This is a genomic window from Streptomyces sp. NRRL S-1813 (assembly GCF_000719605.1).
GTDB classification, from domain to species: domain Bacteria; phylum Actinomycetota; class Actinomycetes; order Streptomycetales; family Streptomycetaceae; genus Streptomyces; species Streptomyces decoyicus.
Window position 1 is genome coordinate 103,315 of sequence record NZ_JOHB01000001.1, and the last position, 23,551, is coordinate 126,865.

Annotated in this window: 22 protein-coding genes and 1 pseudogene; 17 read left to right on the forward strand and 6 right to left on the reverse strand. The window is 70.8% G+C overall.

Translation table 11 applies throughout. The annotated features are described in order from the left end of the window. Positions 1-33 precede the first annotated feature (33 nt). Complete coding sequence (locus tag IF67_RS0100420; protein ID WP_037838571.1) at positions 34-963, reverse strand: hypothetical protein; 930 nt, start codon at positions 961-963, stop codon at positions 34-36. A 244-nt stretch (positions 964-1,207) separates the two neighbouring features. On the opposite strand from IF67_RS0100420, the gene purN reads away from it, so the two are divergent. Further along, positions 1,208-1,903, forward strand: coding sequence for a phosphoribosylglycinamide formyltransferase (gene purN / locus IF67_RS0100425; protein WP_030981156.1), 696 nt, complete (start codon positions 1,208-1,210; stop codon positions 1,901-1,903). Further along, positions 1,900-3,465, forward strand: a complete 1,566-nt coding sequence (gene purH, locus IF67_RS0100430) for a bifunctional phosphoribosylaminoimidazolecarboxamide formyltransferase/IMP cyclohydrolase (protein ID WP_030981157.1) — start codon at positions 1,900-1,902, stop codon at positions 3,463-3,465. Before purN ends, purH begins: the two co-directional genes overlap by 4 nt. 72 nt (positions 3,466-3,537) lie before the next feature. Here the strand turns inward: purH and IF67_RS0100435 are convergent, their stop codons facing one another. Then, positions 3,538-4,104 carry a hypothetical protein gene (locus tag IF67_RS0100435; RefSeq protein ID WP_030981158.1) on the reverse strand — a complete coding sequence of 189 codons (567 nt, stop codon included), beginning with the start codon at positions 4,102-4,104 and terminating at the stop codon, positions 3,538-3,540. 207 nt (positions 4,105-4,311) lie between these two features. Next, on the reverse strand, positions 4,312-5,061 hold the full coding sequence (locus IF67_RS0100440) for an RDD family protein (RefSeq protein ID WP_030981159.1): 750 nt from the start codon (positions 5,059-5,061) through the stop codon (positions 4,312-4,314). 242 nt (positions 5,062-5,303) lie between these two features. Between IF67_RS0100440 and IF67_RS0100445 the strand changes: the two genes are divergently transcribed. The 4 genes from IF67_RS0100445 (at position 5,304) to IF67_RS0100460 (ending at position 9,688) form a co-directional block, all read left to right on the forward strand. After that, positions 5,304-6,158, forward strand: a complete 855-nt coding sequence (locus IF67_RS0100445; RefSeq protein ID WP_030082875.1) for a bifunctional methylenetetrahydrofolate dehydrogenase/methenyltetrahydrofolate cyclohydrolase — start codon at positions 5,304-5,306, stop codon at positions 6,156-6,158. Positions 6,159-6,223: 65 nt separating this feature from the next. Then, positions 6,224-6,652, forward strand: a complete 429-nt coding sequence (locus IF67_RS0100450; RefSeq protein WP_030981160.1) for a DUF3017 domain-containing protein — start codon at positions 6,224-6,226, stop codon at positions 6,650-6,652. 432 nt (positions 6,653-7,084) lie between these two features. Beyond that, positions 7,085-8,239: a helix-turn-helix domain-containing protein gene (locus tag IF67_RS0100455; protein ID WP_030981161.1), complete on the forward strand. Its 1,155-nt coding sequence runs from the start codon at positions 7,085-7,087 to the stop codon at positions 8,237-8,239. 456 nt (positions 8,240-8,695) lie between these two features. Next, complete coding sequence (locus tag IF67_RS0100460; RefSeq protein ID WP_030981162.1) at positions 8,696-9,688, forward strand: malate dehydrogenase; 993 nt, start codon at positions 8,696-8,698, stop codon at positions 9,686-9,688. Positions 9,689-9,784: 96 nt separating this feature from the next. On the opposite strand, the gene IF67_RS0100465 is transcribed toward IF67_RS0100460, so the two are convergent. Then, positions 9,785-10,162 (reverse strand): hypothetical protein, encoded by a 378-nt coding sequence (locus tag IF67_RS0100465; RefSeq protein ID WP_030981163.1) that lies wholly within the window; start codon positions 10,160-10,162, stop codon positions 9,785-9,787. A gap of 204 nt (positions 10,163-10,366) precedes the next feature. On the opposite strand from IF67_RS0100465, the pseudogene IF67_RS0100470 reads away from it, so the two are divergent. The 5 genes and pseudogenes from IF67_RS0100470 to IF67_RS0100485 form a co-directional block, all read left to right on the forward strand. Further along, a pseudogene (locus tag IF67_RS0100470) lies at positions 10,367-11,113 on the forward strand (helix-turn-helix domain-containing protein); the annotation flags it as partial. 37 nt (positions 11,114-11,150) lie between these two features. Continuing rightward, a complete protein-coding gene (locus tag IF67_RS40985; protein ID WP_234340938.1) occupies positions 11,151-11,426 on the forward strand; it encodes a DUF397 domain-containing protein in 276 nt (91 codons plus the stop codon). A 149-nt stretch (positions 11,427-11,575) separates the two neighbouring features. Next, positions 11,576-13,405 (forward strand): hypothetical protein, encoded by a 1,830-nt coding sequence (locus IF67_RS0100475; RefSeq protein WP_037838573.1) that lies wholly within the window; start codon positions 11,576-11,578, stop codon positions 13,403-13,405. Then, complete coding sequence (locus tag IF67_RS0100480) at positions 13,392-13,763, forward strand: hypothetical protein (RefSeq protein WP_030981166.1); 372 nt, start codon at positions 13,392-13,394, stop codon at positions 13,761-13,763. The genes IF67_RS0100475 and IF67_RS0100480 overlap by 14 nt, the downstream gene beginning before the upstream one ends. A gap of 2 nt (positions 13,764-13,765) precedes the next feature. After that, the gene (locus tag IF67_RS0100485; protein ID WP_030981167.1) at positions 13,766-14,797 is read left to right on the forward strand and encodes a hypothetical protein; all 1,032 of its coding nucleotides are present in this window, start codon (positions 13,766-13,768) and stop codon (positions 14,795-14,797) included. Between the two features lie 65 nt (positions 14,798-14,862). On the opposite strand, the gene IF67_RS0100490 is transcribed toward IF67_RS0100485, so the two are convergent. Continuing rightward, positions 14,863-15,072 carry a DUF5988 family protein gene (locus tag IF67_RS0100490; protein WP_030981168.1) on the reverse strand — a complete coding sequence of 70 codons (210 nt, stop codon included), beginning with the start codon at positions 15,070-15,072 and terminating at the stop codon, positions 14,863-14,865. A gap of 170 nt (positions 15,073-15,242) precedes the next feature. Between IF67_RS0100490 and IF67_RS0100495 the strand changes: the two genes are divergently transcribed. Then, positions 15,243-15,821, forward strand: a complete 579-nt coding sequence (locus tag IF67_RS0100495) for a carboxymuconolactone decarboxylase family protein (protein ID WP_030981169.1) — start codon at positions 15,243-15,245, stop codon at positions 15,819-15,821. Between the two features lie 275 nt (positions 15,822-16,096). Here IF67_RS0100495 and IF67_RS0100500 read toward each other — a convergent pair whose 3' ends face one another. Beyond that, a complete protein-coding gene (locus IF67_RS0100500; protein WP_030981170.1) occupies positions 16,097-16,921 on the reverse strand; it encodes a hypothetical protein in 825 nt (274 codons plus the stop codon). Positions 16,922-17,134: 213 nt separating this feature from the next. On the opposite strand from IF67_RS0100500, the gene IF67_RS0100505 reads away from it, so the two are divergent. From IF67_RS0100505 to IF67_RS0100525, 5 genes are read left to right on the forward strand one after another with little or no spacing between them, the layout of a single operon-like run. Continuing rightward, positions 17,135-18,643 carry an aldehyde dehydrogenase family protein gene (locus tag IF67_RS0100505; RefSeq protein ID WP_030981171.1) on the forward strand — a complete coding sequence of 503 codons (1,509 nt, stop codon included), beginning with the start codon at positions 17,135-17,137 and terminating at the stop codon, positions 18,641-18,643. Positions 18,644-18,703: 60 nt separating this feature from the next. Continuing rightward, positions 18,704-20,245 carry a GMC family oxidoreductase gene (locus IF67_RS0100510; protein WP_030981172.1) on the forward strand — a complete coding sequence of 514 codons (1,542 nt, stop codon included), beginning with the start codon at positions 18,704-18,706 and terminating at the stop codon, positions 20,243-20,245. After that, a complete protein-coding gene (locus IF67_RS0100515; RefSeq protein ID WP_030981173.1) occupies positions 20,245-21,378 on the forward strand; it encodes a quaternary amine ABC transporter ATP-binding protein in 1,134 nt (377 codons plus the stop codon). Before IF67_RS0100510 ends, IF67_RS0100515 begins: the two co-directional genes overlap by 1 nt. After that, positions 21,378-21,548, forward strand: coding sequence for a hypothetical protein (locus IF67_RS44095; protein WP_167352519.1), 171 nt, complete (start codon positions 21,378-21,380; stop codon positions 21,546-21,548). Before IF67_RS0100515 ends, IF67_RS44095 begins: the two co-directional genes overlap by 1 nt. Beyond that, positions 21,545-23,551, forward strand: coding sequence for an ABC transporter permease subunit (locus tag IF67_RS0100525; protein WP_051817432.1), 2,007 nt, complete (start codon positions 21,545-21,547; stop codon positions 23,549-23,551). The genes IF67_RS44095 and IF67_RS0100525 overlap by 4 nt, the downstream gene beginning before the upstream one ends.

Consider the following 23,551-nt stretch of genomic DNA (forward strand, 5'->3'; position numbering starts at 1 on the left):
CCCGGTGCCCTCACGCCGCCTACTGCCGTGTGCTCAGCCCTCCTGCTGTGTGCCCAGCAGCGGCCGCAGCTCCTTCGGCAGCAGCTTTTCGCAGGACTTGCCGGACGACTGGGTCAGGGCGTCGTTCACGCAGGTGAAGTAGTCGCGGTAGACGATCTGCACGGTGAAGGTCGCGGCCACCATCATCAGCGCCAGCGACGCGATCACCAGCCCCGAGATCGCCGCGGTGACCTGCGGCCGGGTCGTGCCGGTGCCGGTGCCGGTGCCGGGCGAGGCCGGGGCGCCGGGCTGCCCTTCCGGGGCGGGCCGGTCGGTGGGGGCGGGGCGGCCCTCCATGGCGGCGGTGATGGCCGCGGCGGAGGCCTTCGCGGGGTTCGGCTTGGCGCGCAGCGAGCTGATGCCCCAGTAGATCGCCAGCACGCCCAGCAGCAGGGCGACCTCCGGGAGGCTGAACAGCACGGAGAAGAACGACCACAGACCGGCGAGGAGTGCGTAGCGTGCCCGCCGCTGGGACGGGTCGGTGGGGTCCCAGCGCAGCCCGCCGGGGTTGCCGGAACCACCCGGGCCGCCGTTCTGCTGGCCGTTGCGGCCGCCCGGCCGGGTGCCGAATCCGCCGCTCTGCCGGCCCGGCTGCCGGGGGCTCCACTGGTTGCCCCAGCTCGGTGTCTGCTCGTCCTGCGGGGGCTCCTCCTCGCCGTCGTGGCCCTGGCCCGGGGTGTGGGCGCGGTGGCGCGGGCGCCACTCCTGGTCGGGGGCGTCGGGCGGCGGCGGGGCGAAGGGGTTGTCCCGGTCGGAGTCCGGGGAGGCCGGGGAATCCGGGGCGTCGGGCTCCGGGGACGAGGACGACGACTTGCGCTCACGCGGCAGCAGCACCACCCCGGGGGCGGTGGCGGGCTGGGGGAACCACCCAGCGGTAGCTGGGGGAGGGAGCAGGAGGGCCGCGCGGCGGCGTCGGTCCGTCATCTGGAGTGTGTCTTCCCCTTGTCTCGTCCGTACGCGGGCCTCGCGACCGGCGCCCGGTTACCACGAACTGCATGCAGTCTTACGCCTGACGCTACCTCCCGTGCCCGCCCCCGTCCCGCGGGGGCCGCTCGGTGTGCCGGTATCGTTGCTGACGGTCGGCGCCTTCGTAGGGTTCCCCGGATCTGCGGTACCCGCAGTCTTGTACGACCACACAAAGCACGCGAGATCGGAAAAGAGCCCCGTCGTGGCTTCCTCCCCAGCCCCCGCCCAGCCCTCCCTTCCCCAGGCTCGTCCCTCGGACCGAGCAGGGGAGACCCCCCTCGGCCGCCCGGCCCGCATCGTCGTCCTCGTCTCCGGTTCCGGTACGAACCTCCAGGCGCTGCTGGACGCCATCGCGGAGGAGGGCCCGCAGGCGTACGGAGCCGAGATCGTGGCCGTCGGCGCGGACCGGGACGCCATCGTGGGCCTGGAGCGCGCCGGGGCCGCGGGGCTCCCGACGTTCGTCTGCCGGGTCAAGGACTATGAAAGCCGCTCGGACTGGGATGCGGCGCTCACCGAGGCGATCGCCGCGTACGAGCCCGATCTGGTGGTCTCGGCCGGTTTCATGAAGATCCTGGGCAAGGAGTTCCTCGCCCGCTTCGGCGGCCGGACCGTCAATACCCACCCGGCGCTGCTGCCGAGTTTTCCCGGTGCCCATGGCGTGCGTGATGCGCTCGCGTACGGCGCAAAGGTCACCGGATGCACCGTTCACTTCGTCGACGACGGTGTCGACACCGGCCCGATCATCGCCCAGGGCGTGGTCGAGGTCCGGGATGAGGACGATGAATCCGCGCTGCATGAGCGCATCAAGGAAGTCGAGCGATCGCTGCTCGTCGAGGTCGTGGGGCGTCTGGCCCGGCACGGCTACCGCATTGAGGGACGAAAGGTACGTATCTCGTGACCGCCACCGAAGGTACGCAGCGGCCCATCCGCCGCGCTCTGGTCAGCGTCTATGACAAGTCCGGGCTGGAGGAGCTGGCGCAGGGGCTGCACGCGGCGGGCGTCCAGCTCGTCTCGACCGGGTCGACGGCCGCGAAGATCGCCGCGGCCGGGGTGCCGGTCACCAAGGTCGAGGAGCTGACGGGCTTCCCCGAGTGCCTCGACGGCCGGGTCAAGACCCTGCACCCCAAGGTGCATGCCGGCATCCTGGCCGACCTCCGCCTGGAGGACCACCGCAGCCAGCTGGCCGATCTCGGTGTCGAGCCGTTCGACCTGGTGATCGTCAACCTCTACCCGTTCCGGGAAACCGTCGCCTCCGGCGCCACTCCCGACGAGTGTGTGGAGCAGATCGACATCGGCGGTCCGTCGATGGTCCGCGCCGCCGCCAAGAACCACCCGTCGGTGGCCGTGGTCGTCAACCCCGCCCGCTACGGCGATGTCCTGGAGGCCGTCACCGGCGGCGGCTTCGCACTGGACCGGCGCAAGCGGCTGGCCGCCGAGGCCTTCCAGCACACCGCGGCCTACGACGTGGCCGTCGCCTCCTGGTTCGCCGACGGCTACGCGGCCGCGGACGACTCCGCCTTCCCCGAGTTCCTCGGCGCCACCTACGCCCGCAAGAACGTCCTGCGCTACGGCGAGAACCCGCACCAGGGCGCCGCGCTGTACGTGGACGGCAGCGGCGGGCTCGCGGAGGCCGAGCAGCTGCACGGCAAGGAGATGTCGTACAACAACTACACGGACACCGACGCCGCGCGCCGGGCCGCGTACGACCACGCCGAGCCGTGCGTGGCGATCATCAAGCACGCCAACCCCTGCGGTATCGCGGTCGCACCGGAGGTCGCCGAGGCGCACCGCAAGGCGCACGCCTGTGACCCGCTCTCCGCGTTCGGCGGCGTCATCGCCGTCAACCGCCCGGTCTCCGTGGCGATGGCCGAGCAGGTCGCCGAGATCTTCACCGAGGTCATCGTGGCCCCCGGCTACGAGGACGGTGCGGTCGAGATCCTCGCCCGCAAGAAGAACATCCGGGTGCTGCGCTGCCCCGACGCGCCGTCGAACCCCGTAGAGGTCAAGCCTGTTGACGGCGGCGCCCTGCTCCAGGAGACCGACCGGCTCCAGGCCGAGGGCGACGACCCGGCCAACTGGACGCTGGCCAGCGGTGCCGCACTGTCCGACGGGGAGCTGGCCGAGCTGGCCTTCGCCTGGCGGGCCTGCCGCGCCGTGAAGTCCAACGCGATCCTGCTCGCCAAGGACAGCGCCACGGTCGGCGTCGGCATGGGCCAGGTCAACCGCGTGGACTCCGCGAAGCTGGCGGTGCAGCGTGCGGGCGAGGAGCGGGCGCGCGGCTCCTACGCCGCCTCCGACGCCTTCTTCCCCTTCCCCGACGGCTTCGAGGTGCTGGCCGAGGCCGGCGTCAAGGCCGTGGCCCAGCCGGGCGGTTCGGTCCGTGACGAGCTCGTCGTCGAGGCCGCCAAGAAGGCCGGCGTGACGATGTACTTCACGGGGACCCGGCACTTCTTCCACTGAGCCGCGGGCACCAGCGCGAAGGGCCGCACCCCGGCCGGGGTGCGGCCCTTCGCCGCGCTGTACCGCAAGAGGTCAGTAACGCGGCCTGTTGAACCAGTGGTTGCTCTCGTCCTTGGAGACGAAGACCACGACCAGGATGCCCAGGACCGTGTGGACCAGGCCGATCGGGAAGCTGAACAGGCTCAGCATGATGGTGGCGACACCGAAGACGATGGTGCCGACCCGGACCCCGCTGCCGCCGTTGGCGAACTGGAGGGCCAGCGTGATCGCGGCCGCGGTGAAGATCACGATGAGCACGATCACCGCGATCAGCAGACCCTTGCCGATGTTGATCGCCGTGACGTCCTCGGTCTGGGCGTACGGCGAGACGTTGTGCGAGGCCTTGCTGACGCCGCCGAGCCCCATCACCGCGAGGATCAGGCCGATGACGTTCAGCCCGGAGAGCACGAACAGCATCACCCGGGCGGCCTTGGCCCCGCCGGGCATCACCGTCGGGTAGGGCATCTGCATACCGGGCATCCCACCGCCGCCCGGGTACGGGCCGTACTGCGGCATCTGCTGCGGCTGCTGCTGGGGGTAGCCGTACCCGGGCTGCTGACCCGGCTGCTGACCGTAAGGGTTCTGGTTGGGATAGCTCACGAGCGGCGTCCTTCAAGCGTCTTGAGCGGATATCAGCGAAGTAAGCGATGGAGGGGACGGTAAGCCACGAGGGTTCCGTCCTGATCCGCGGGGCGGGGGCCCGCCGGCTTACAGCGCCGCGAAGGCCCCGGTCGCGCTGTTGCGAGGGGGCCTTCGGGGAGTGGTGCAGAGTGGGCAGGCCCCTTCAGGGTCTGCCCACTGACCGGATTACTGGGTCTTGACGACCACGGTGCCGACGATCTTGTCGGCGAACGTCTGGGACTTCTCGTCCCACAGCGGCCACCAGTAGCCGAGACCGCACAGCGGGCCGTCCACGGCGTGGCAGAGCTTCCGCACGAAGGCCATACCGAAGCCGATCGGCTGGCCGGTCGTCTCCTTGACCAGGCGGATGTTCATCGCCTTCTTGCCCGGCGTCTGGCCCGTCTTGCCCTCCTTGGCGCACACGAAGAGGGCGGCGCCGAGCGTGACCAGGCCGGCCAGCGTGATCAGGATGAGGGCGAAGACCGGCATGGCGCTGCTGGACGCCGAGCTGTAGGCGTTCGAGATGCACTGGGTGTCGCCGGGCGCGCAGCTCGACGTGTCGATCGAGGTCGAGGAGGCGGAGCTCGCCGCCACGGCGAAGGCAATGCCGTACAGAATGCCCGGAACCACGCCGATGACCAGGCCGTCGAGGAGGGCGGCGCCCACGCGCGCGCCCCAGCTCGCGTAACCCGTCGGCATGCCCATGCCCGGCATACCGGGCTGGCCGTAGGGGGCCGCCGGCTGCTGCGGGTAGCCGTAACCCTGCTGCTGCGGAACCTGCTGCTGGGGGTAGCCGTAACCCTGCTGCTGCGGGGCCTGCTGGGGGTAGCCGTAGCCGGGCTGACCCTGCGGCGGGACCGGGGGCTGCTGGCCGTACGGGCCCTGCGGCGCCTGCGGCTGCTGGCCGTAGGGGTTGTTCGGGTCGCCGAAGCTCATCTGCTGTTTTCCTCCGTTGTGTGACTGCTGCACGACGCGGCGTGACGCGGAGGAAAAACAGGATTCACTGGCCACCCCCCGGACGAAGCCTGCGGCACTGCCCGTCAATAGTTCTAGTTGCGCATTCACTCTGTCCAGTCAAGGCCCCCAGCTGTTGTCCAAGTGCAATGATCAATTCCGGCCACGGAGGCTTCGCGCGCCCTGATTGGAACGTCACCGCCCTCATCCGGGAGGATGGGGGCATGACTGCCCAGATTCTGGATGGCAAGGCCACCGCAGCCGCTATCAAGTCCGAGCTCACCACCCGCGTCGAGGCGCTGAAGGCCAAGGGAGTGCAGCCCGGCCTGGGCACCCTCCTGGTGGGCGACGACCCGGGCAGCCGCTGGTACGTCAACGGCAAGCACCGCGACTGCGCCCAGGTCGGTATCGCCTCGATCCAGCGGGAACTGCCGGAAACCGCCACCCAGGAAGAGATCGAGGCGGTCGTACGGGAGCTGAACGAGGACCCGGCCTGCACCGGCTACATCGTCCAACTCCCGCTCCCCAAGGGCATCGACGCCAACCGTGTCCTGGAACTGATGGATCCGGCCAAGGACGCCGACGGGCTGCACCCGATGAGCCTGGGCCGGCTGGTGCTCGGCATCGAGGGCCCGCTGCCGTGCACCCCGTACGGCATCGTGCAGCTGCTGCGGCGGCACGACGTCGAGATCAAGGGCGCGCACGTGGTGGTCGTCGGCCGCGGGATCACCATCGGCCGCCCGATGCCGCTGGTGCTGACCCGCAAGTCCGAGAACGCCACGGTGACCCAGTGCCACACCGGCACCCGCGATCTGTCCGCGCACCTCAAGCAGGCCGACATCGTCGTCGCCGCGGCCGGTGTGCCGCACATCATCAAGCCCGAGGACATCAAGCCCGGTGCGGCGGTCCTGGACGTCGGCGTCAGCCGTGATGAGGCGGGCAAGATCGTCGGCGATGTGCACCCGGGTGTCGCCGAGGTGGCCGGCTGGGTCGCTCCCAACCCCGGCGGCGTCGGTCCGATGACCCGCGCCCAGCTGCTGGTCAATGTCGTCGAGGCCGCCGAGCGCGCGGCCGGCTGACCGGGCGGGACCTGAGACCCTTGTCCTCGACAGACGGATCCGGACACCGGAAGGGACTGCCAGCCATGGGAGCCGAAGCGCATTCGGACGGGGCCTCCGAGCCGCAGCGCACCTCGCGCCGCTTTCCGATGCTGACCCGCGACACCGCCCGGCCCGAAGGCGGCGGGCGGGCCGTCTCGGGCGGCTTCCCCGCGCCCGCCCGGCAGTGGCCGCTGCTCACGGTCATGGGCGGGGTGGCGGTCGGGCTGCTGCTCGTGGCGCTCGACGCGTTCCGTATCGGAGCCTTGGTGATCGGGCTCTCCCTGCTGGGCGGGGCGGTGCTGCGGTGGGCGCTGCCGTCGGTGGGGATGCTGGCCGTGCGCTCCCGCTTCACCGACATGGCGACGTACGGGGTGCTCGGCTTCGTGATCGTGATGCTGTCCCTGATGGTCCAGCCCAAGCCGTGGATCCACATCCCGTTCCTGGACGACATCGTCCACTTCACCGTGCGTTGAGCTTCACCGTGCGTTGAGCTTCTCCGTGCGCTGAGCGCTTCGTGACGGTGGCCCGTCCTCTCCTCCGGGAGAAGGCGGGCCGCCGCTGTGCTGTGCCCGGGGTGGTGGCTCCGCGACGGCCGGGGCGGGGAACGCCTCGAAGTGCCGTTGCGTGGGGGGAGGGCGACGGGGCAGAGGAGTGTTTCTCACAGTAGGCCTCTGAGGGAAGTGCGTGGGCTGTTCTTGTCAGGAAACGTACGGAAGTCGTACAGACTCCGGTCGAAATGCGACACTGACGGGGCCACGGGGCGCGCGGGTGGGTGACCTGTGCCCGTATGCCTCCGTGGGCCCGTGAAGGGAACTGCCGTCCTGGCCGGGGGCGTTCCCGCGGGAGCAAGGAGGGCGGGCCGGGGGAGCCGCCCTGTCGCACGTGCGGGGGGATAGGGGGAGGCAATGCCTCGCTGGAAGGCGCTGCCGGAGGAACTCGACCCGCAGGTCGCGGAGTTCACCGGTCAGCTGCGCAGGCTCGTGGACCGCAGCGGACTGAGTGTGGCCGCCGTCGCGGACAGTACGGGCTACAGCAAGACGTCCTGGGAGCGTTATCTCAACGGACGGCTGCTGCCACCACTGCGCGCGGTGGTCGCGCTCGCCGAGACGACCGGCGCGCATCCCTCGCATCTCACCACGCTGTGGGAGCTGGCCGAGCGGGCCTGGAGCCGGGCCGAGATGCGGCAGGACGTCACCATGGAAGCGATACGGGTGGCGCAGGCGCGGGCCGCGCTGGGGGAGTTCGAGACGGAGCCGGCCGAGGACAAGCCGTCCGCGAAAGCCCCGAAGACCCCAAAGCTCGTGAAGTCTGCGAAGTCCGCAAAAGCCACGAAGGATGCGAAGGACGCGAAGCCGGTTCAGGCCACGGAGCCGCCCCGGACGGCGCAGTTGCCGCAGGTGCCGCGGGGCACCGAGCTCCCGTCGAGCGCGGACTTTCCCCAGTGGCCGGCGCTGGCGGAGCCGTCCCCGGTTCCGGCTGTGGCACCTGCCGCTCCCGCCGCACCCGCCGCCCGCGCACACCGGCGTGCCCGCCGCGGCCGGCCGGTCATGTTCGCCGTCGGTGCGGTCGGCGCGGTGCTGGTGGGCGTCGCCGCCGTACTGCTGCTGAACCCGGGCGTCGGCCCGGAGAAGAAGGCGGCGGCTGCCCCCGCGGCCGCGCCGAGCGAGAAGCTGGTGCTGCCGGCCGGGGTGCACTGCACCGGGACGGGCTGCGTGGGCAAGGACCCGGAGAAGATGGGCTGCGGCGGACCGCATGCCACCACCCCGTCCCGCGGCGTGGCGGGCCGCGCGGTGATCGAGGTCCGCTACAGCAAGGTCTGCCATACGGCCTGGGCGCGGATCAGCCGCGCGGCACAGGGCGACCAGGCCACCATCAGCGCCGGCGGACACAGCGCCACGGCGCAGGCCGAACGGGACGGCGATGCCTACACCCCCATGGTCGAGGTGACCGGGGACCCGGCGAAGGTCGCGGCCTGCGATACGACCGTGGCGGGGGTGAAGAGCTGTGCCCGTCCGGTTCCGGCCACGTCCACGGGACAGGCCAGCCAGGCGGCCCGCTAGCGAACACCCCTGGCCGGGTGGCGAACCGCGAGGTGCGGGGGCCGTCCGGCCCGCCATCCGCCCCGGGATTGTGCCCTCCGGAGGTTGGCCGAAATTCAGGGGGCATGCCCGCCGGGATCCCGGGCATGCGACGGATATCCCCCCACGGGTGTGGCACAACTCGGCGGCCGCCCGTATCCCCCCTCCTTGAGCGGGTGGCCGCCGCCTCCGCCTGCGGGAACCGCGCGGAGCGCCTGCCGCACCAGGGATGCGCGCACGGACGGCCGTACGGATGCCCCGGGACACCCGGTGAGGTGTTCCACACCGGCCCGTCGCCTGGGCCGGGCGGGGGTCCGATAGCCTGACGGCCGGGTCTCTCGATACCAAGAGACCTCGCTAGCTGGGCAGGGACACCCACCGCCACCCATGGTGGTCCAGGGGCTTGCCCCCCGGAATAACACCGCGCAGGAGATCGCCATGACCCGCACTCCCGTCAATGTCACCGTCACCGGCGCCGCCGGCCAGATCGGTTACGCACTCCTCTTCCGCATCGCTTCCGGTCATCTGCTCGGCGCGGACGTGCCGGTCAAGCTGCGCCTCCTGGAGATCCCACAGGGTCTGAAGGCCGCCGAGGGCACCGCCATGGAGCTGGACGACTGCGCCTTCCCGCTGCTTCAGGGCATCGACATCTCGGACGACCCGAACGTGGCCTTCGACGGTGCGAACGTCGCGCTGCTCGTCGGCGCCCGCCCCCGTACGAAGGGCATGGAGCGCGGCGACCTCCTGGAGGCCAACGGCGGCATCTTCAAGCCGCAGGGCAAGGCCATCAACGACCACGCCGCGGACGACATCAAGGTCCTGGTCGTCGGCAACCCCGCCAACACCAACGCCCTGATCGCCCAGGCCGCCGCGCCGGACGTACCGGCCGAGCGCTTCACCGCGATGACCCGTCTGGACCACAACCGCGCGCTGTCGCAGCTCTCGAAGAAGACCGGCACCCCGGTCTCCGAGCTCCGCAAGCTCACGATCTGGGGCAACCACTCCGCCACCCAGTACCCCGACATCTTCCACGCCGAGGTCGCCGGCAAGAACGCCGCCGAGGTCGTGGGCGACCAGAAGTGGCTGGCCGACGACTTCATCCCGACCGTCGCCAAGCGCGGTGCGGCGATCATCGAGGCCCGTGGCGCGTCCTCCGCCGCCTCCGCCGCCAACGCCGCCATCGACCACGTCCACACCTGGGTCAACGGCACCGCCGCCGGCGACTGGACCTCGATGGGCATCCCCTCGGACGGCTCCTACGGCGTCCCGGAGGGCCTGATCTCCTCCTTCCCCGTCACCACCAAGGACGGCAAGTACGAGATCGTCCAGGGCCTGGAGATCAACGACTTCTCCCGCGAGCGCATCGACGCGTCCGTGAAGGAGCTGGCGGAAGAGCGCGAGGCCGTCCGCGGTCTCGGCCTCCTCGGCTGACCCACCGCCGCGGCCGCCCCGCACGGGCGGCACCGCAGCACCGACGAGCCCGCACGGTCCGCAACGGCCGTGCGGGCTCGGTCATGTGGGGCTCGGTCATGCGGGTTCGATCGGGCAGGGCTCGGCCCGCAGTTCCCTCTCGTCGGCCTCGTGGCCACCGTCCGCCGCCACGGGCAGGCGCGCGCCCCGGCTGTCGGCGACGCGCAGCACATTGCCGAAGGCCTGCGCGGTCGCCCGCAGCGCCAGCCGCAGCGCATGTTCCCCCGCCTTGCGGTCGTCCAGTACGGCCACCGCGCCCTTGAGGACATCGGCACCGTCACACAGTTGCTCCGCCTCGATCTCATCGGCCAGCCGCGACAGCACACTCCCGGCCCCGTCCGCCGACAAGAAGCACGGCTTCCCGCCCTCGCTCTCCCACGGCAGCAGGCGCAGCCCCGGCATGTGCGCGGGTACGGCATCCCGGTCGTAACTCATGCTCAATGACTCCCAGAAGTTGGTTGCGCAAGAAGGCGGCGCGGTCGGCCGAACGACCCGTTACGTTGGGTGTGTTCAGCGTTGCGCCCCGTAGTGCGGGTCGCAACGTCAGACGCGTGACACTCACCATCTGGCACCAAGGGGGATGCGGTGAGCCGACGACGACGCAACGCCACGAGTGGTCCGGCAGCCACCAATGCCGCCGTGTTCGGGGAGGTCTTGAGGCACTTCCGGGAGGCGGCGGGCTTCACGCAGGAGGAGTTGTCGAACAAGATCCCGTGTGACCGCTCGCAGGTGGCCCGCGTGGAGGCGGGCACGCGCGTCCCGCAGGACACGTTCGCCAAGCAGTGCGACGGCTTGCTCAGTACGGGCGGAGTGCTGCTGCGGTTATGGGGGCGGATCGACTGGTATCCGGAGGTCGAGCATCCGGACTGGTTCGAGCGCAGGGCTGAGATGGATGCCAAGGCCCTCGCTGTGCACGAGTACCAGGTACACGCTATGCCGGGGTTGCTTCAGACGCCCGACTACGCGTACGCACTGTTTGCCCGTCGAATCGCGAGTGTCGACGAAGTGGAGGACCGCGTCCGGGCCCGCATGAGCCGACAACGGCGCTTCCTTGCTGTGGGTGGCCCGCTGTACATGGCCGTACTGGACGAGAGCTGTCTGCGTAATGTGGTGGGGAGTCCGGATGTGATGCGAGACCAGTGCGCACATCTGCTGACCGTGGGCCAACTGCCCAACATCCGCATCCAGATCGCGCCCGCGGGCCGCCCTGATATTGACCGCCCCGACACTTCCTTGTCGCTGATCGCGCTGCCCGACGGCCACAGCTGGGTCTACTCGGAGTCGTTGGATCGTGGGCATTTCAACGACGATCCGGCCGTGTGTGCGAGCCATCGTCAGACCTATGATGTGCTCAGGGCCGACGCTCCGTCAGCCCGCGAGTCCGCCGCTTTGATCAGCGACGTGATGGAGGGGTACGAGCAGCATGGGCAGGCACGAACTCAGCGTGGTGACCTGGACCAAGAGCAGCTACAGCGGCGCAAACGGCGGCAACTGCATCGAAGTGGCGCTCACCTGGATGAAGAGCAGCTACAGCGACCGCGACGGCGGCAACTGCATCGAAGTAGCCCCCGGTATCCCCGACGCCGTCCCCGTTCGTGACAGCAAGGACCCGCACGGCCCCGTGCTGGTCTTCCCGACGGGCGGCTGGTCGTCCTTCGTCGCGGCGCTCAAGAGCGGGGAGTTCCCTGCGGCCGTCTGACCCGCTTGGCGACCTTGCGTTATCGCGCTGACACGGAACGCTCCGCTCCCCTATGCTGCGGTTTCCGTACCGCCGCGGCCGGAACCGGCAGTCCGTCTGTCCAACAGGCCCGCAGCGGTGGCTCGTTGGTGTGGTGATGGGGGAAGCCGATGGCTCGGACGGATGTGCCTGCGCAGCCTGGTGATCCGGGCGGTCCGCAGTGGTTACGGAAGGAGGCCGGCGGCTCCCCGCCCCCGGCGCAGCTCCCCCCGATCCCGCCGGGCGCCAGCGAGGCCACCCGGCTGCTGTGTGCCGGGACGTACATGGACGACACCTTCCGTGACGCGGTCATCGACGAGCTGTACGTCCACGAGGAGCGGTTCGCCGCGCCCTCCCTGGGCATCGACGCCGCCCGTGTCCTCGCCCACGCGCTGCGCGCCCGGCGGCTCCAACTGGGCTGGGCGGCGGGGATCCTGCTGCTGTGGATCGTGGCCCTGCCGCTGACCTCCGGTCTCGCGGCGCTCTACCTCTTCCCCGTCATCCTCATGGCGCTGGGCCGCGTGGTCCGCCGGGCGCCGATCCCGCAGGTGGCGGCCCGCTTCCTCTCCTTCGTGCTGCGCTGGTACGGGCGGCTGACGCTGGCCTTCTTCGTTCTGTCGCTGCTGCTGGTGGCGGTGTTCGGCGCCGGGATCGGCATCCTGGGCGTGGGATGGCCGTTCTCCTCGCTGTTTTCGGACGACGCGTCCGGCTCGTTCTACGGCAACGGGGCGGGATACAGCTCCTACGGCTCCGGCCTCGGCACCCCGTACGGCGCAGTGAGCGGCTTCCTGTCCGCGGTGTGGGTCGCGCTGCTGCTGCCGCTGGCCGTGGCCGTGCTGGTCGGTCTGCAACGCGGGCAGTTCGCCCGGGTGCTGGCGCGCGAACTGTCCCGGGAACGCTTCCCCGATGTCATGTCCGACCCCGCCGAACGGTCCGAGGGCTACCGTTTCCGGCGGCTGCGGGAACGGGTGCGGATCGAGCAGCACGGGCCGCTGGTGATGTACCGGGCCGCCGACCCGTTCTGCGGCGCCGGCTACCCGTACAAGACCTGGTCGCTGTCGGTGGAGCTGAACCCCCGGGCGGACCGGGAGGCCGAGCCGCTGGACAACAGCGCCATCCTGGCCCGGATCGTGCCGCTGGTGGCGGCGCTGCGGGTGCCGTCGCCGCACGGTTCGCCCGAGGTGGCGGCCGCGGTGCGCGACCGGCTGCGCGCGATGGAGATCGACGAGTGTGTGTTCCTGCCGGCCGAGGGGCTGCCGAGCCGGGAGGCGGCGCCGTACGCGCCGGTGGCATTCGAGGAGCACCGAGTGCGGGCCGTGGAGGAGGGCGGCGAGACCCGCCGGCACTTCCTGCGCATCCGGGTCGGCGGCTGGAACGAGGGCGTCGTCACCACGCTCTTCGTCCGGGTGCACACCCAGGGCGGGATGCTGATGCTGGAGGTCGCGCCGCATGTGCTGTGGCCGCTGCGGCAGCTCTTCCAGGACGCCGACCGGATCGCCCACCAGTACCGTCACCACCACCACTTCGGCAAGACGGTGTGGGCCCTGGCCCGCACCCCCCGTTCCGTCGGACACGCCCTCGGCACGCTGGTCAGCGGCCTGTTGTCGGCCTGGCGGCTGGCCACCGCGGGACATGGCGCGGCGCTGCCCGAGGGGCCCGGCGCCTCCGTGCGCGAGCTGGGCTCCTACGGGGAGTCCTCGCTCTTCCAGGACATGGATGTCGCCCGCTATCTGAAGACCATTCAGCAGCGGGTGGCGGCCGGGGTGACCACGGCACTGCACGAGGCCGGCTACCGGACCGAGGAGTTCGAGCAGCGGATCGTGCATGTCGCCGAGGGCGGCGTCTACGTCGAGTCCGCCCAGGGCGCCGTCGGCATCGGCGACCACAACACGATCACCCACCACTCCACCACCCGGCGCGGCGCCGAGACGAAGGGAAGTGCCAAGCGTGGCAACGGCTGACGAGCGCGGCAAGGGCATCCACATCGGCAGTGTCCGGGGTGCCTTCGCCATCGGCGACCACAACACCGTGACCCATTACGAGGGCGGGGCCGCCCCTGCGGACCCGGCGCAGGAGGAGCTGCTGCGCGCCGTCCGGGCGCTGCGCGACGATCTGTCCCGGGCGGTGGAGAGCCCGCAGATCACGGCGCTGAGCGGGGAACTCGCCGAGACCGAGGCGGAGATCGCGGACAGCGGTGCGGCGGGCCCCGGCCGGCTGGCCCGGCTGCGTACGGCGCTCACGGACGCCGGTGCCGTGGTGGGGCTGCTGGCCTCCGGTGCCGCGGTGAGCCAGGCGGTCGCGACCCTGGTGGGAGGCTGACGATGAAGCGTGGCGGGCAGGCCCGTTGGAACGACGAGACCCAGAGCTGGGAGGACGGCACCCCGCCGCCCGCGCCCTACACGGGGCCGATGCCGCCCCGGCCGTCCTTCACGCCGTCGGCGGGGGGTACTCCGACGGGCGCTGTGCCCCCGCCTGCCACCGACCCGCTCCCTGCCACCGACCCGTTACCCGCACCCGCACCCGACCCCCTCTTCGCCCCCGCACGCGACACCGATCCGCCCTTCGCCCGCACCCCTCTCCCCGAGCACCTCTTTGCCCCGGCACACGACACCGGCCCGTTCTCAGCCCCCGGACCTGCCGCCGACCCGTACTTCGACTCCGCGCCTGCCTTCGAGCCCGTACCCGGTGCCCGGCACCGCACCACGGCTCTGGTCGCCGGCGTGGCGGTGGCGGTGATCGCGGCGGCCGTCGGGGGCGGCTATCTGCTCTGGGGTCACACCGGCGACGACCCGGCCGCCGCCCGCCCGGCGGCCCGAACCAAGGCCTCCGCCTCGGAGAACACGGCCACCGCCGCACCCACCAGCGCCACGGCCGGAACGAGGACTCCCACCCCCGTCTCCACCGAGCTTCCCGACGGCTACCGCCTTGTCCACGACAAGAAGGGCTTCACGCTGGCCGTACCCGGCAGCTGGAAGCGCAGCGAGCGCAGGACCGGGGTGTTCTACACCGCGCCGGACGACCGCCGGCTGGTGCAGATCTTCCAGATCAGCGAACCGGACACCACCCCGTACGAGGCGCTGGAGACGGCGTCGCGGGGGCTGTCGGGCAACCCCGGCTACAAGGAAATAAGCCTCGAACCACTGGGGTACCCGGGACCCGGCACCGACGCCACCCAACTGGTCTACGCCTATGACAGCGAGCGTCTCCATGAGCGGGTCAAGGTCGTCGACTGTGCCTTCACCGTCGCCGACGGCCGTCAGTTCGCCGTACTCGTCCTGGGCCCGGAGGCCGACTGGCCGGATCAGGAGTGGACCCAGCAGAACATCCTGCGGACCTTCGTTCCCGGCAACTGAGCGCCGCGCGCCGCGCACGGCCCGCTGCGCAGGGCGGCTCGCTGCGCAGGGCCCGCGGAGCGTCACTACCCGGGCAGCTCCGTACGCTCCCACCACTCGTAGACGGGAAGGGCCCCCTCGGCGGTGTGTTTCTGCCGGCTGGTGGCCCGGAAGTGTTCGTAGCCGTTACGGAACGGGACCTTCAGCTCGCTCCCGGGAGGATCGACGGGCACGATCCGCTCGGGGAGCTCGTCGGGGCCGCCTTCGAGCACCGCTTTCGCCGCTGTGTCAGCCATGCCTGCATTGTCGTCCGGGCCGCCGCCCGCGGCTCCTCCGGTTCGGCAGCGCGGGTGACGGCTCCGGGGATGTCACATCGGATGTCACATCCGGCGGCGCCGGAACGTCGGGGAGGTGAGGGGACACCCTCAGCGAATCCGAACGCACTTCCGCCCCAGGAGGCACTGCCATGGCACGCATCTCCCTCACGCCCCGGCGCACACTCACCCTGCGACTGGCGGCGTGGTACTCGCGGCGCACCTACGGCAAGGTGATGCAGCCCGCCCTGGCGCTGGGCCACCACCCCAGGATCCTCCGCTCCTACTTCTCCTTCGAGAACAAAGTGGCGCGGTGGAAGGCGCTGGACCCGGCGCTGAAGCATCTGGCGGAGCTGGCATCAGCGGCGACGATCGGCTGCTCGTGGTGTGTGGACTTCGGCTACTGGCACGCCGACCAGCTCGGACTGCCGCTGGAGAAGATCAGCAAGGTGCCGGACTGGCGCGCGCACGAGGAGTCGTTCACCGAGCTGGAGCGCTGGGTCATGGAGTACGCGGAAGCCATGACCGCGACCCCTCCGGACGTGACCGACGAGCTGGCCGAGAGCCTGCGCAGGCGGCTGGGCGATGCGGCGTTCGTCGAGCTGACCACCATGGTGGCGGTGGAAAACCTGCGCTCGCGCGTGAACAGCGCCATGGGCCTGCGCAGCCAGGGCTTCTCCGACAACTGCGCCATCCCGGCGGCGAGCCGTCCGTCCGACGGGGCGGCGTGAGCCGGGTCAGTCCCGGGGGAACCCTTCGGTGGAGAGGGAGAAGTCGGGGAATTCCATGCACGTTCCCCTCGACGATCTCCACCTTGTAGCCCTCGGGGATGTGCATCTGATCCAGCCGCTCGAACGGGTTGTCCAGCTCACCGCTCTCGGCCATCTCGGTCCTGTCGGTCAGTTCGATGGTCACCGTGCCGCCCCTCCCCGCTGCCGCGCGGGCGCGGGGAGGGGCACGGTCCAACGATACGTATGTACGAACGGTTACGTACCGCACGCACGGGTCACGTCTTCCCCGACCCTGACCTCGGCCCCTGGAGCAGCTCCTCCAGTGCCGAGATGTCGGCCGTCTCGCCGGGGGCGGGGGTCTTGACGGAGACCGGGGCGTCGTAGTTGCTCATCAGGATGGTGCCGGTCTGGTGGTCGACCTCGGCGGTGAGTTTGAGGGGGTAGTGCTTGCCGTCGATGGCCACGTAGAGGGTCTGGACGGCGCCCTGGGCCTTCTTGATGACGGGGAGCACACGGGCGCCCTCGTGGGTGGTCGGGCGGCCCTTGACGAGGGCGACGGAGGGTGACGGTGAGCGCGAGGGGGCGCCCGAGGGGGGCTTTCCGGGGGCCACGGCCGACTTCTGGAACGCCTTGAGGTCACAGGCGGCGGACAGGCCCCGGAGAAAGGCGTTTTTGGTCGTGCCGTGCAGGAACGTGTCCTTGTACTTCGCCGCCGCGTCGGCGCCCTCCTTGCCGGGCAGCTGGCTCGTCCAGAAGGCCGCGTCCGGTTTCATCCAGACCTGGTTTCCGCGCTTGACGAGCTCGACGCTGCCGAGCTCTCCCTTGCTGATGGCGCCCGTGCAGTTGCCGGCGCGGTCGAGGGTGAGGTCGAGCTTGGTGGGATCGGCACTGGTCTGGGTGCGCAACCGCAGGGACTTCGCGTCGACCAGTTGATGGAGGGAATCGTCGGAGATCTGCTGGGCGGATTTGTTCGCGAGATCGCCTTCGCCGCCGTCCGATGCGGCGGCCGCCGCGGCTCCTGTGCAGGCGGCCCCGGCGAACAGGGCCACGCCACAGGTCAGGGCGGTGGTGGCGGTGGCGGCACGCCGTCTGCTGGTCATCTCGGCACCTCCGGTCCCGAGGGGACTGCCTGCCAAGGACATACGGCTATTCAGGGTACGTTCCGGGACATTCAGTCGCACATTGAGTGAGTCGGCTCACTTTCGATGAACGTTTGGGCATAGGTCCGCCGCTTCAGGGGAGGGGTCCCCGTTGCTGGTGACGCCAGTGGTTGCACCAGTGGGAACAGATCGGTAACCGGAAGGCAGAACGACGTGTCGTCAATCGAGACCATTCACGTAGACGGGGTGTGGCTCCCCGCCGCATCCGGCGAAACGCGGGAGGTCCTCGACCCCGCCGACGCGACGACGCTCCAGCTGGTGTCCGAGGGGGGTGCCGAGGACGCCGACGCGGCGGTCGCGGCCGCCCGCCGGGCCTTCGACGGTGGCACCGGGGCCTGGCCCCGTACGGCCGTCGCCGAGCGCTCCGCGCTGCTGCGCCGGGTCGCTGACCTGCTCCAGCGAGACCGTGAGGAGATCGCCCTCATCGAGAGCCGGGACACCGGCAAGACGCTGGAGGAGGGCCGGGTCGACGTCGATGACGTCACCAACGCCTTCCGGTACTTCGCCGACCTGGTGATGAACGAGAGCGGCGGCCGGGTCGTCGACGCCGGTTCGCCGGACGTGCACAGCATCGTCGTGCACGAGCCGGTCGGTGTCTGTGCGCTCATCACGCCGTGGAACTACCCGCTGCTCCAGGCGAGTTGGAAGATCGCGCCGGCCCTCGCGGCCGGCAACACTTTTGTGATCAAGCCCAGCGAGGTCACCCCGCTGTCGACCGTGCACCTGGTCAAGCTGCTGGTCGAGGCCGGGCTGCCGGCCGGGGTCGCCAACATCGTCACCGGCGCGGGCCTTCCGGTGGGCCAGCGGCTGGCCGAGCACCCGGACGTCGACCTGTTCTCCTTCACCGGCGGCCTGGTCAGCGGGACGAAGGCCGGCGCGGCCGCGGTCTCCGGCGCCAAGAAGATCGCCCTGGAGCTGGGCGGCAAGAACCCCAATGTGGTGTTCGCCGACGCCTGCGCCACCGACGAGGGCTTCGACACCGCCGTCGACCAGGCACTGAACGCCGCGTTCATCCACAGCGGGCAGGTCTGCTCGGCCGGCGCCCGGCTGATCATCGAGGAGTCGGTGCGCGACCGCTTCGTCTCCGAGCTCGCCCGCCGGGCCGAGAAGATCAAGCTCGGCCGGGGCACCGAGGACGGCGTCGAGTGCGGCCCCCTCGTCTCCCAGCAGCAGCTCGACAAGGTCGAGGCCTACGTCGCCTCCGCGCTCGCCGAGGGCGCCCAGCTGCGCTGCGGCGGCACCCGGCCCAAGCCGTCCGACGTCCGTCCGGCCACCGGCTACTTCTACGCGCCGACCGTGCTCGACGGCTGCCACCGCGAGATGAAGGTGATCCGCGAGGAGACCTTCGGGCCGATCCTCACGGTCGAGACCTTCACCACCGAGGACGAGGCCGTCGCGCTCGCCAACGACACCGAGTACGGCCTGGCCGGCGCGGTCTTCTCCGGCGACACCGCGCGCGCCCGCCGGGTCGCCGCCCGGCTGCGGCACGGCACGGTCTGGATCAACGACTACCACCCCTACCTCCCGCAGGCGGAGTGGGGCGGCTTTGGCAAGTCCGGCATCGGCAGGGAATTGGGCCCCGCGGGTCTGGACGAGTACCGCGAGAGCAAGCACATTTACGAGAACCTCCGGCCGGAGCCGGTGCGCTGGTTCGCGGGCTGACACCCGGCCCCTCACTTGGCACCACCCGCGCCACGCACATTGCAAGAAGGAGCACCCCCAATGCCTGTGTATGACTACGTCGTAGTCGGAGGCGGAACCGCCGGTTCCGTCATCGCCTCCCGCCTCACCGAGGACCCGGACGTCACGGTCGCCGTCATCGAGGGCGGCCCGTCCGACATCGACCGCGAGGACGTCCTGACGCTGCGCAAGTGGCTCGGCCTGCTCGGCGGCGAGCTGGACTACGAGTACACGACCACCGAGCAGCCGCGCGGCAACTCGCACATCCTGCACAGCCGCGCCAAGGTTCTGGGTGGCTGCTCCTCGCACAACACGCTGATCTCGTTCAAGCCGCTGCCGTCCGACTGGGACGAGTGGGAAGCGGCGGGCGCGGCCGGGTGGGGCGCCAAGAACATGGACCCGTACTTCGGCAAGCTGCGCAACAACGTCGTGCGGGTGGCCAAGAAGGACCAGAACCAGATCGCCACCGACTGGATCGAGGCCACCAAGAGCGCCCTGGGCGTGCCCGAGGTCGTCGGCTTCAACGATCAGCCCTTCGAGGAGGGCGTCGGCTTCTTCGACCTCTCCTACCACCCGGAGAACAACAAGCGCTCCTCCGCCTCGGTCGCCTACCTCCACCCGCACATCGAGGCCGGCGACCGCCCGAACCTCACGCTGATGCTGGAGACCTGGGCGCACAAGCTGGAGCTGGACGGGACGACCGCCAAGGGCGTCCACGTCCGGACGAAGGACGGCGAGGAGGTCTACGTCGAGGCCGCCCGTGAGGTGCTGGTGTGCGCCGGTGCCGTCGACACCCCGCGGCTGCTGATGCACTCGGGCATCGGCCCGAAGAAGGACCTCGAAGCGCTCGGCCTGCCCTGTGTGCTCGACCTGCCGGGCGTCGGCGAGAACCTCATCGACCACCCCGAGTCGGTGATCGTCTGGGAGACCGACGGGCCGATCCCGGGGAACTCCGCGATGGACTCCGACGCGGGCCTGTTCGTCAAGCGGGACCCGGAGCACAAGGGCCCCGACCTGATGTTCCACTTCTACCAGATCCCGTTCACCGACAACCCCGAGCGGCTGGGCTACGAGCGCCCCGAGCACGGGGTGTCGATGACGCCGAACATCCCCAAGTCCCGCTCCCGCGGACGGCTCTACCTCACCTCCGCCGACCCCGAGGCCAAGCCGGCGCTCGACTTCCGGTACTTCGAGGACGAGGGCGACTACGACGGCAAGACCCTCGTCGACGGCATCAAGCTGGCCCGCAAGGTCGCCCAGGCCGAGCCGTTCAAGAAGTGGCTCAAGCGCGAGGTCTTCCCCGGCCCCGAGGTCACCGACGACGCGGAGATCAGCGAGCTGGTGCGCAAGGCGGCCCACACCGTCTACCACCCGGCCGGCACCTGCAAGATGGGCGCCGCCGACGACCAGCTGGCCGTGGTCGACCCCGAGTTGAAGATCCGCGGACTGTCCGGCATCCGTATCGCCGACGCCTCCGTCTTCCCGACGATGCCCGCGGTCAACCCGATGCTGGGCGTGCTCATGGTGGGGGAGAAGTGCGCCGAACTGCTCCATAAGGCCCCGACCCAGGGAGGTGATGCGTGATGGCTACCACCTCCGCCGGCGCATCCGAGATACCCAACGCCCGCACGTCCGAGGACGCCACCGCCACCGAGGCGTCCGACGGCCGTGAGGTCGTGTTCTCCGTCCGCAACCTCTGGAAGGTCTTCGGCCCCAAAGCCGAGCGCATACCTGAGGACTCCTCGGTCGCCGGACTGAGCGCCCAGGAACTGCGCGAGCAGACCGGCTGTGTGGCCGCCGTCCGCGATGTCTCCTTCGACGTCCACAAGGGCGAGGTCTTCGTCGTCATGGGCCTGTCCGGCTCCGGCAAGTCCACCCTCGTGCGGTGTCTGACCCGGCTGATCGAGCCGACCAGCGGTGACCTGGAGATGGACGGCGAGGATGTCCGCGCCATGGACCGCAACGCGCTGCGCGAACTGCGCCGCCGCCGCGCCGCCATGGTCTTCCAGCACTTCGGCCTGCTGCCGCACCGCACCGTCGTCGACAACGTCGCCTACGGCCTGGAGATCCAGGGCATGGGCAAGACGGAGCGTCGCGAGAAGGCCAACGAGATGGTCGACAAGGTCGGCCTGGCCGGTATGGAGAAGCGCCGCCCCGGCCAGCTCTCCGGTGGCCAGCAGCAGCGCGTCGGCCTGGCCCGTGCGCTCGCCGTCGACCCCGAGGTCCTGCTCTTCGACGAGCCGTTCAGCGCGCTCGACCCGCTCATCCGGCGCGATATGCAGGAAGAGGTCGTCCGCCTGCACCGCGAGGAGGGCCGGACGATGGTCTTCATCACCCACGACCTCGCCGAGGCGCTGCGGATCGGCGACCGGATCGCCCTGATGCGCGACGGCGAGATCGTCCAGCTCGGCACCCCCGAGGAGATCGTCGGCTCCCCGGCCGACGACTACGTCCGCGACTTCGTCCGTGACGTTCCGCGCGAGCAGGTGCTGACCGTGCGCCGGGCCATGCGTCCGGCCGAGGCCGGCGAGGCCGACGAGGGTCCCGCGCTGGGCCCCGACACCCTGATCTCCGACGCCATCGAGGCGGTCGTCCGCTCCGGCGGTGCGGTCCGCGTCGTCGACGGCGGCCGGTGCCTGGGCATCGTCGACCACGAGTGCCTGCTGAACGTGGTCGCCCGGCTCGACAGCGAGCAGCACGGTGGGGTGGCCGCCTGATGTACGCCGCCTCCACCCCCCGCGGCGCCGTGCGCGCCGTCGGTTCCAGAGCTCCCGCGGCCACGCCGCGGGCCCGGATGCGCGCCGCCCTGCTGCGCCACTGGCGCGAGGCCCAGCGCTGCGCCGCCCTGAACATGCCCACCGGCACCGTGAAGCGGGGGCGCGCATGAGTACCACCGCCCCCACCACCGCCACGCCCCGTGTGGCCGACGCCGATACCAAGACCGGTCCGGTGCAGGCCCTGCTGCGCCGCCGTGGCCTCGCCAAGCTCCTGGTGCTCGCCGTCGCCGCGGCGGTCCTGGTCCCGCTGGTCCACGCCCAGTGGCCCGGCGCCCTGTGGCCCTCGGACCTGACCGTCGATGTCTCCGGGCCGCTCGGCAAGGCCAACGACTGGATCATCGACAACCGCGACAGCCACTGGCTGTTCGCCTACTTCCTCGGGCACCTCTCCAACGGCATCGTGGTGTCGGTACGCGCCGTCTACCTGGTGCTCCTCGCGGGCGGCTGGGCCGGTGTCGTAGCCGGCGCCGCGCTGGTCGCCTGGCGGGTCGCGGGCGTGCGGCTCGCCGTCCTCACCACCGCCTCGTTCGGTGTGTGCGGACTGCTCGGCATGTGGGTGCCGACGATGCAGACCCTCGCCCTGATGGTCGTGTCCGTCGTCTTCGCCGTCGTGCTCGGCATCGTCATGGGGCTCGCCGCGGGCCTGAGCGACCGGATCTTCCGCCTCCTGCGGCCGGTCCTCGACACCATGCAGATCCTTCCGGCCTTCTCCTATCTGCTTCCGGTCTCCCTGATCTTCGGCCCCGGCGTCCCCGCCGCGACCATCGCGACCGTCATCTACGCGGCTCCGCCGATGGCCCGCCTCACCGCGCTCGGCCTGCGCGGCGCCGACACCGGCGTGATGGAAGCCGTGACCTCGCTGGGCACCACCGCCCGCCAGCGCCTGCTCTCGGCCCGTATCCCGCTGGCCCGCAAGGAGCTTCTGCTCGGCCTCAACCAGACGATCATGATGGCGCTCTCCATGGCCGTCATCGCGTCGATGATCGGTGGTGCCGGTCTCGGTGACCGCGTCTACCAGGCGCTCGGCACCGTGGATGTCGGCGCGGCCCTCGCGGCCGGCATCCCGATCGTGCTCCTCGCCGTGGTCCTCGACCGCGTCACGGCCGCTCTCGGAGAGGACAGTCCCGGCGCGCAGTCCGCCGAGGACACCTCGCCGCTGCGCGGCTGGCGCGGCTGGTCCGTGGCCGCCGTGGTGACCGTGGCCGTCGCGCTCGCCGCGCGGTTCGCCGACCGTCTGGACTGGCCGGAGAGCTGGACGGTGGACATCGTCGAGCCGGTCAACACCGCCAAGGACTGGATGGTCGACCACCTCCACACCGGCCTGCCCGTCGTCGGTGGCACCGCCGACTGGGCCGCGCACTTCACCACCTGGGTCCTCAACCCGGTCCGCGACGGACTCCAGGGCCTGCCCTGGGTGTTGGTGCTGCTCGTCGTCGCGGCCCTCGCCTGGCTGATCGGCACCTGGCAGACCGCCCTGACCGCCGTCCTCGCGATGGCCGGAATCGGCGTCCTCGGAGTCTGGGACAAGTCCCTCGACACGCTCGCACAGGTCCTCGCGGGCGTCGCCTTCACGGTTGTCCTCGGCTTCGCGATCGGTATCGCGACCGCCAGAAGCCAGCGCCTCGAACGGCTGCTTCGCCCGGTGCTCGACGTCTGCCAGACGATGCCGCAGTTCGTGTACCTGATCCCGGTCGTCATGCTCTTCGACATCGGCCGGGCCCCCGCGGTCGCCGCGGCCGTCGTGTACGCGTTGCCCGCCGTCATCCGCATCACCACGCAGGGCCTGCGCCAGGTCGACGCGGCCGCCCTCGAGGCCTCGCGTTCGCTCGGTGCCACCAACTGGCAGCAGCTGCGGCAGGTCCAGCTCCCGCTGGCCCGCCCCGCGCTCCTGCTCGCCCTGAACCAGGCGGTCGTCCTGGTCCTCGCCGTCGTCGTCATCGGCGCTCTGGTCGGCGGTGGCGCGCTCGGCTACGACGTCGTGTTCGGCATCGCGCAGGGCGACCTGGCGACCGGCATGGTGGGCGGCGTGGCCATCGTCTGCCTCGGCCTGATGCTGGACCGGGTGACGCAGCCCACGGCACGCCGGGATCACGGCGCGAAGAAGGGAGCCTGA

Coding starts and splice junctions, on each gene's coding strand:
- IF67_RS0100420 (WP_037838571.1), bottom strand. CDS start 963: ATGACGGACCGACGCCGCCGCGCGGCCCTCCTGCTCCCTCCCCCAGCT.
- IF67_RS0100440 (WP_030981159.1), bottom strand. CDS start 5,061: ATGAGCTTCGGCGACCCGAACAACCCCTACGGCCAGCAGCCGCAGGCG.
- IF67_RS0100445 (WP_030082875.1), top strand. CDS start 5,304: ATGACTGCCCAGATTCTGGATGGCAAGGCCACCGCAGCCGCTATCAAG.
- IF67_RS0100450 (WP_030981160.1), top strand. CDS start 6,224: ATGGGAGCCGAAGCGCATTCGGACGGGGCCTCCGAGCCGCAGCGCACC.
- IF67_RS0100455 (WP_030981161.1), top strand. CDS start 7,085: ATGCCTCGCTGGAAGGCGCTGCCGGAGGAACTCGACCCGCAGGTCGCG.
- IF67_RS0100460 (WP_030981162.1), top strand. CDS start 8,696: ATGACCCGCACTCCCGTCAATGTCACCGTCACCGGCGCCGCCGGCCAG.
- IF67_RS0100465 (WP_030981163.1), bottom strand. CDS start 10,162: ATGAGTTACGACCGGGATGCCGTACCCGCGCACATGCCGGGGCTGCGC.
- IF67_RS40985 (WP_234340938.1), top strand. CDS start 11,151: ATGGGCAGGCACGAACTCAGCGTGGTGACCTGGACCAAGAGCAGCTAC.
- IF67_RS0100475 (WP_037838573.1), top strand. CDS start 11,576: ATGGCTCGGACGGATGTGCCTGCGCAGCCTGGTGATCCGGGCGGTCCG.
- IF67_RS0100485 (WP_030981167.1), top strand. CDS start 13,766: ATGAAGCGTGGCGGGCAGGCCCGTTGGAACGACGAGACCCAGAGCTGG.
- IF67_RS0100490 (WP_030981168.1), bottom strand. CDS start 15,072: ATGGCTGACACAGCGGCGAAAGCGGTGCTCGAAGGCGGCCCCGACGAG.
- IF67_RS0100495 (WP_030981169.1), top strand. CDS start 15,243: ATGGCACGCATCTCCCTCACGCCCCGGCGCACACTCACCCTGCGACTG.
- IF67_RS0100500 (WP_030981170.1), bottom strand. CDS start 16,921: ATGACCAGCAGACGGCGTGCCGCCACCGCCACCACCGCCCTGACCTGT.
- IF67_RS0100510 (WP_030981172.1), top strand. CDS start 18,704: ATGCCTGTGTATGACTACGTCGTAGTCGGAGGCGGAACCGCCGGTTCC.
- IF67_RS0100515 (WP_030981173.1), top strand. CDS start 20,245: ATGGCTACCACCTCCGCCGGCGCATCCGAGATACCCAACGCCCGCACG.
- IF67_RS44095 (WP_167352519.1), top strand. CDS start 21,378: ATGTACGCCGCCTCCACCCCCCGCGGCGCCGTGCGCGCCGTCGGTTCC.
- IF67_RS0100525 (WP_051817432.1), top strand. CDS start 21,545: ATGAGTACCACCGCCCCCACCACCGCCACGCCCCGTGTGGCCGACGCC.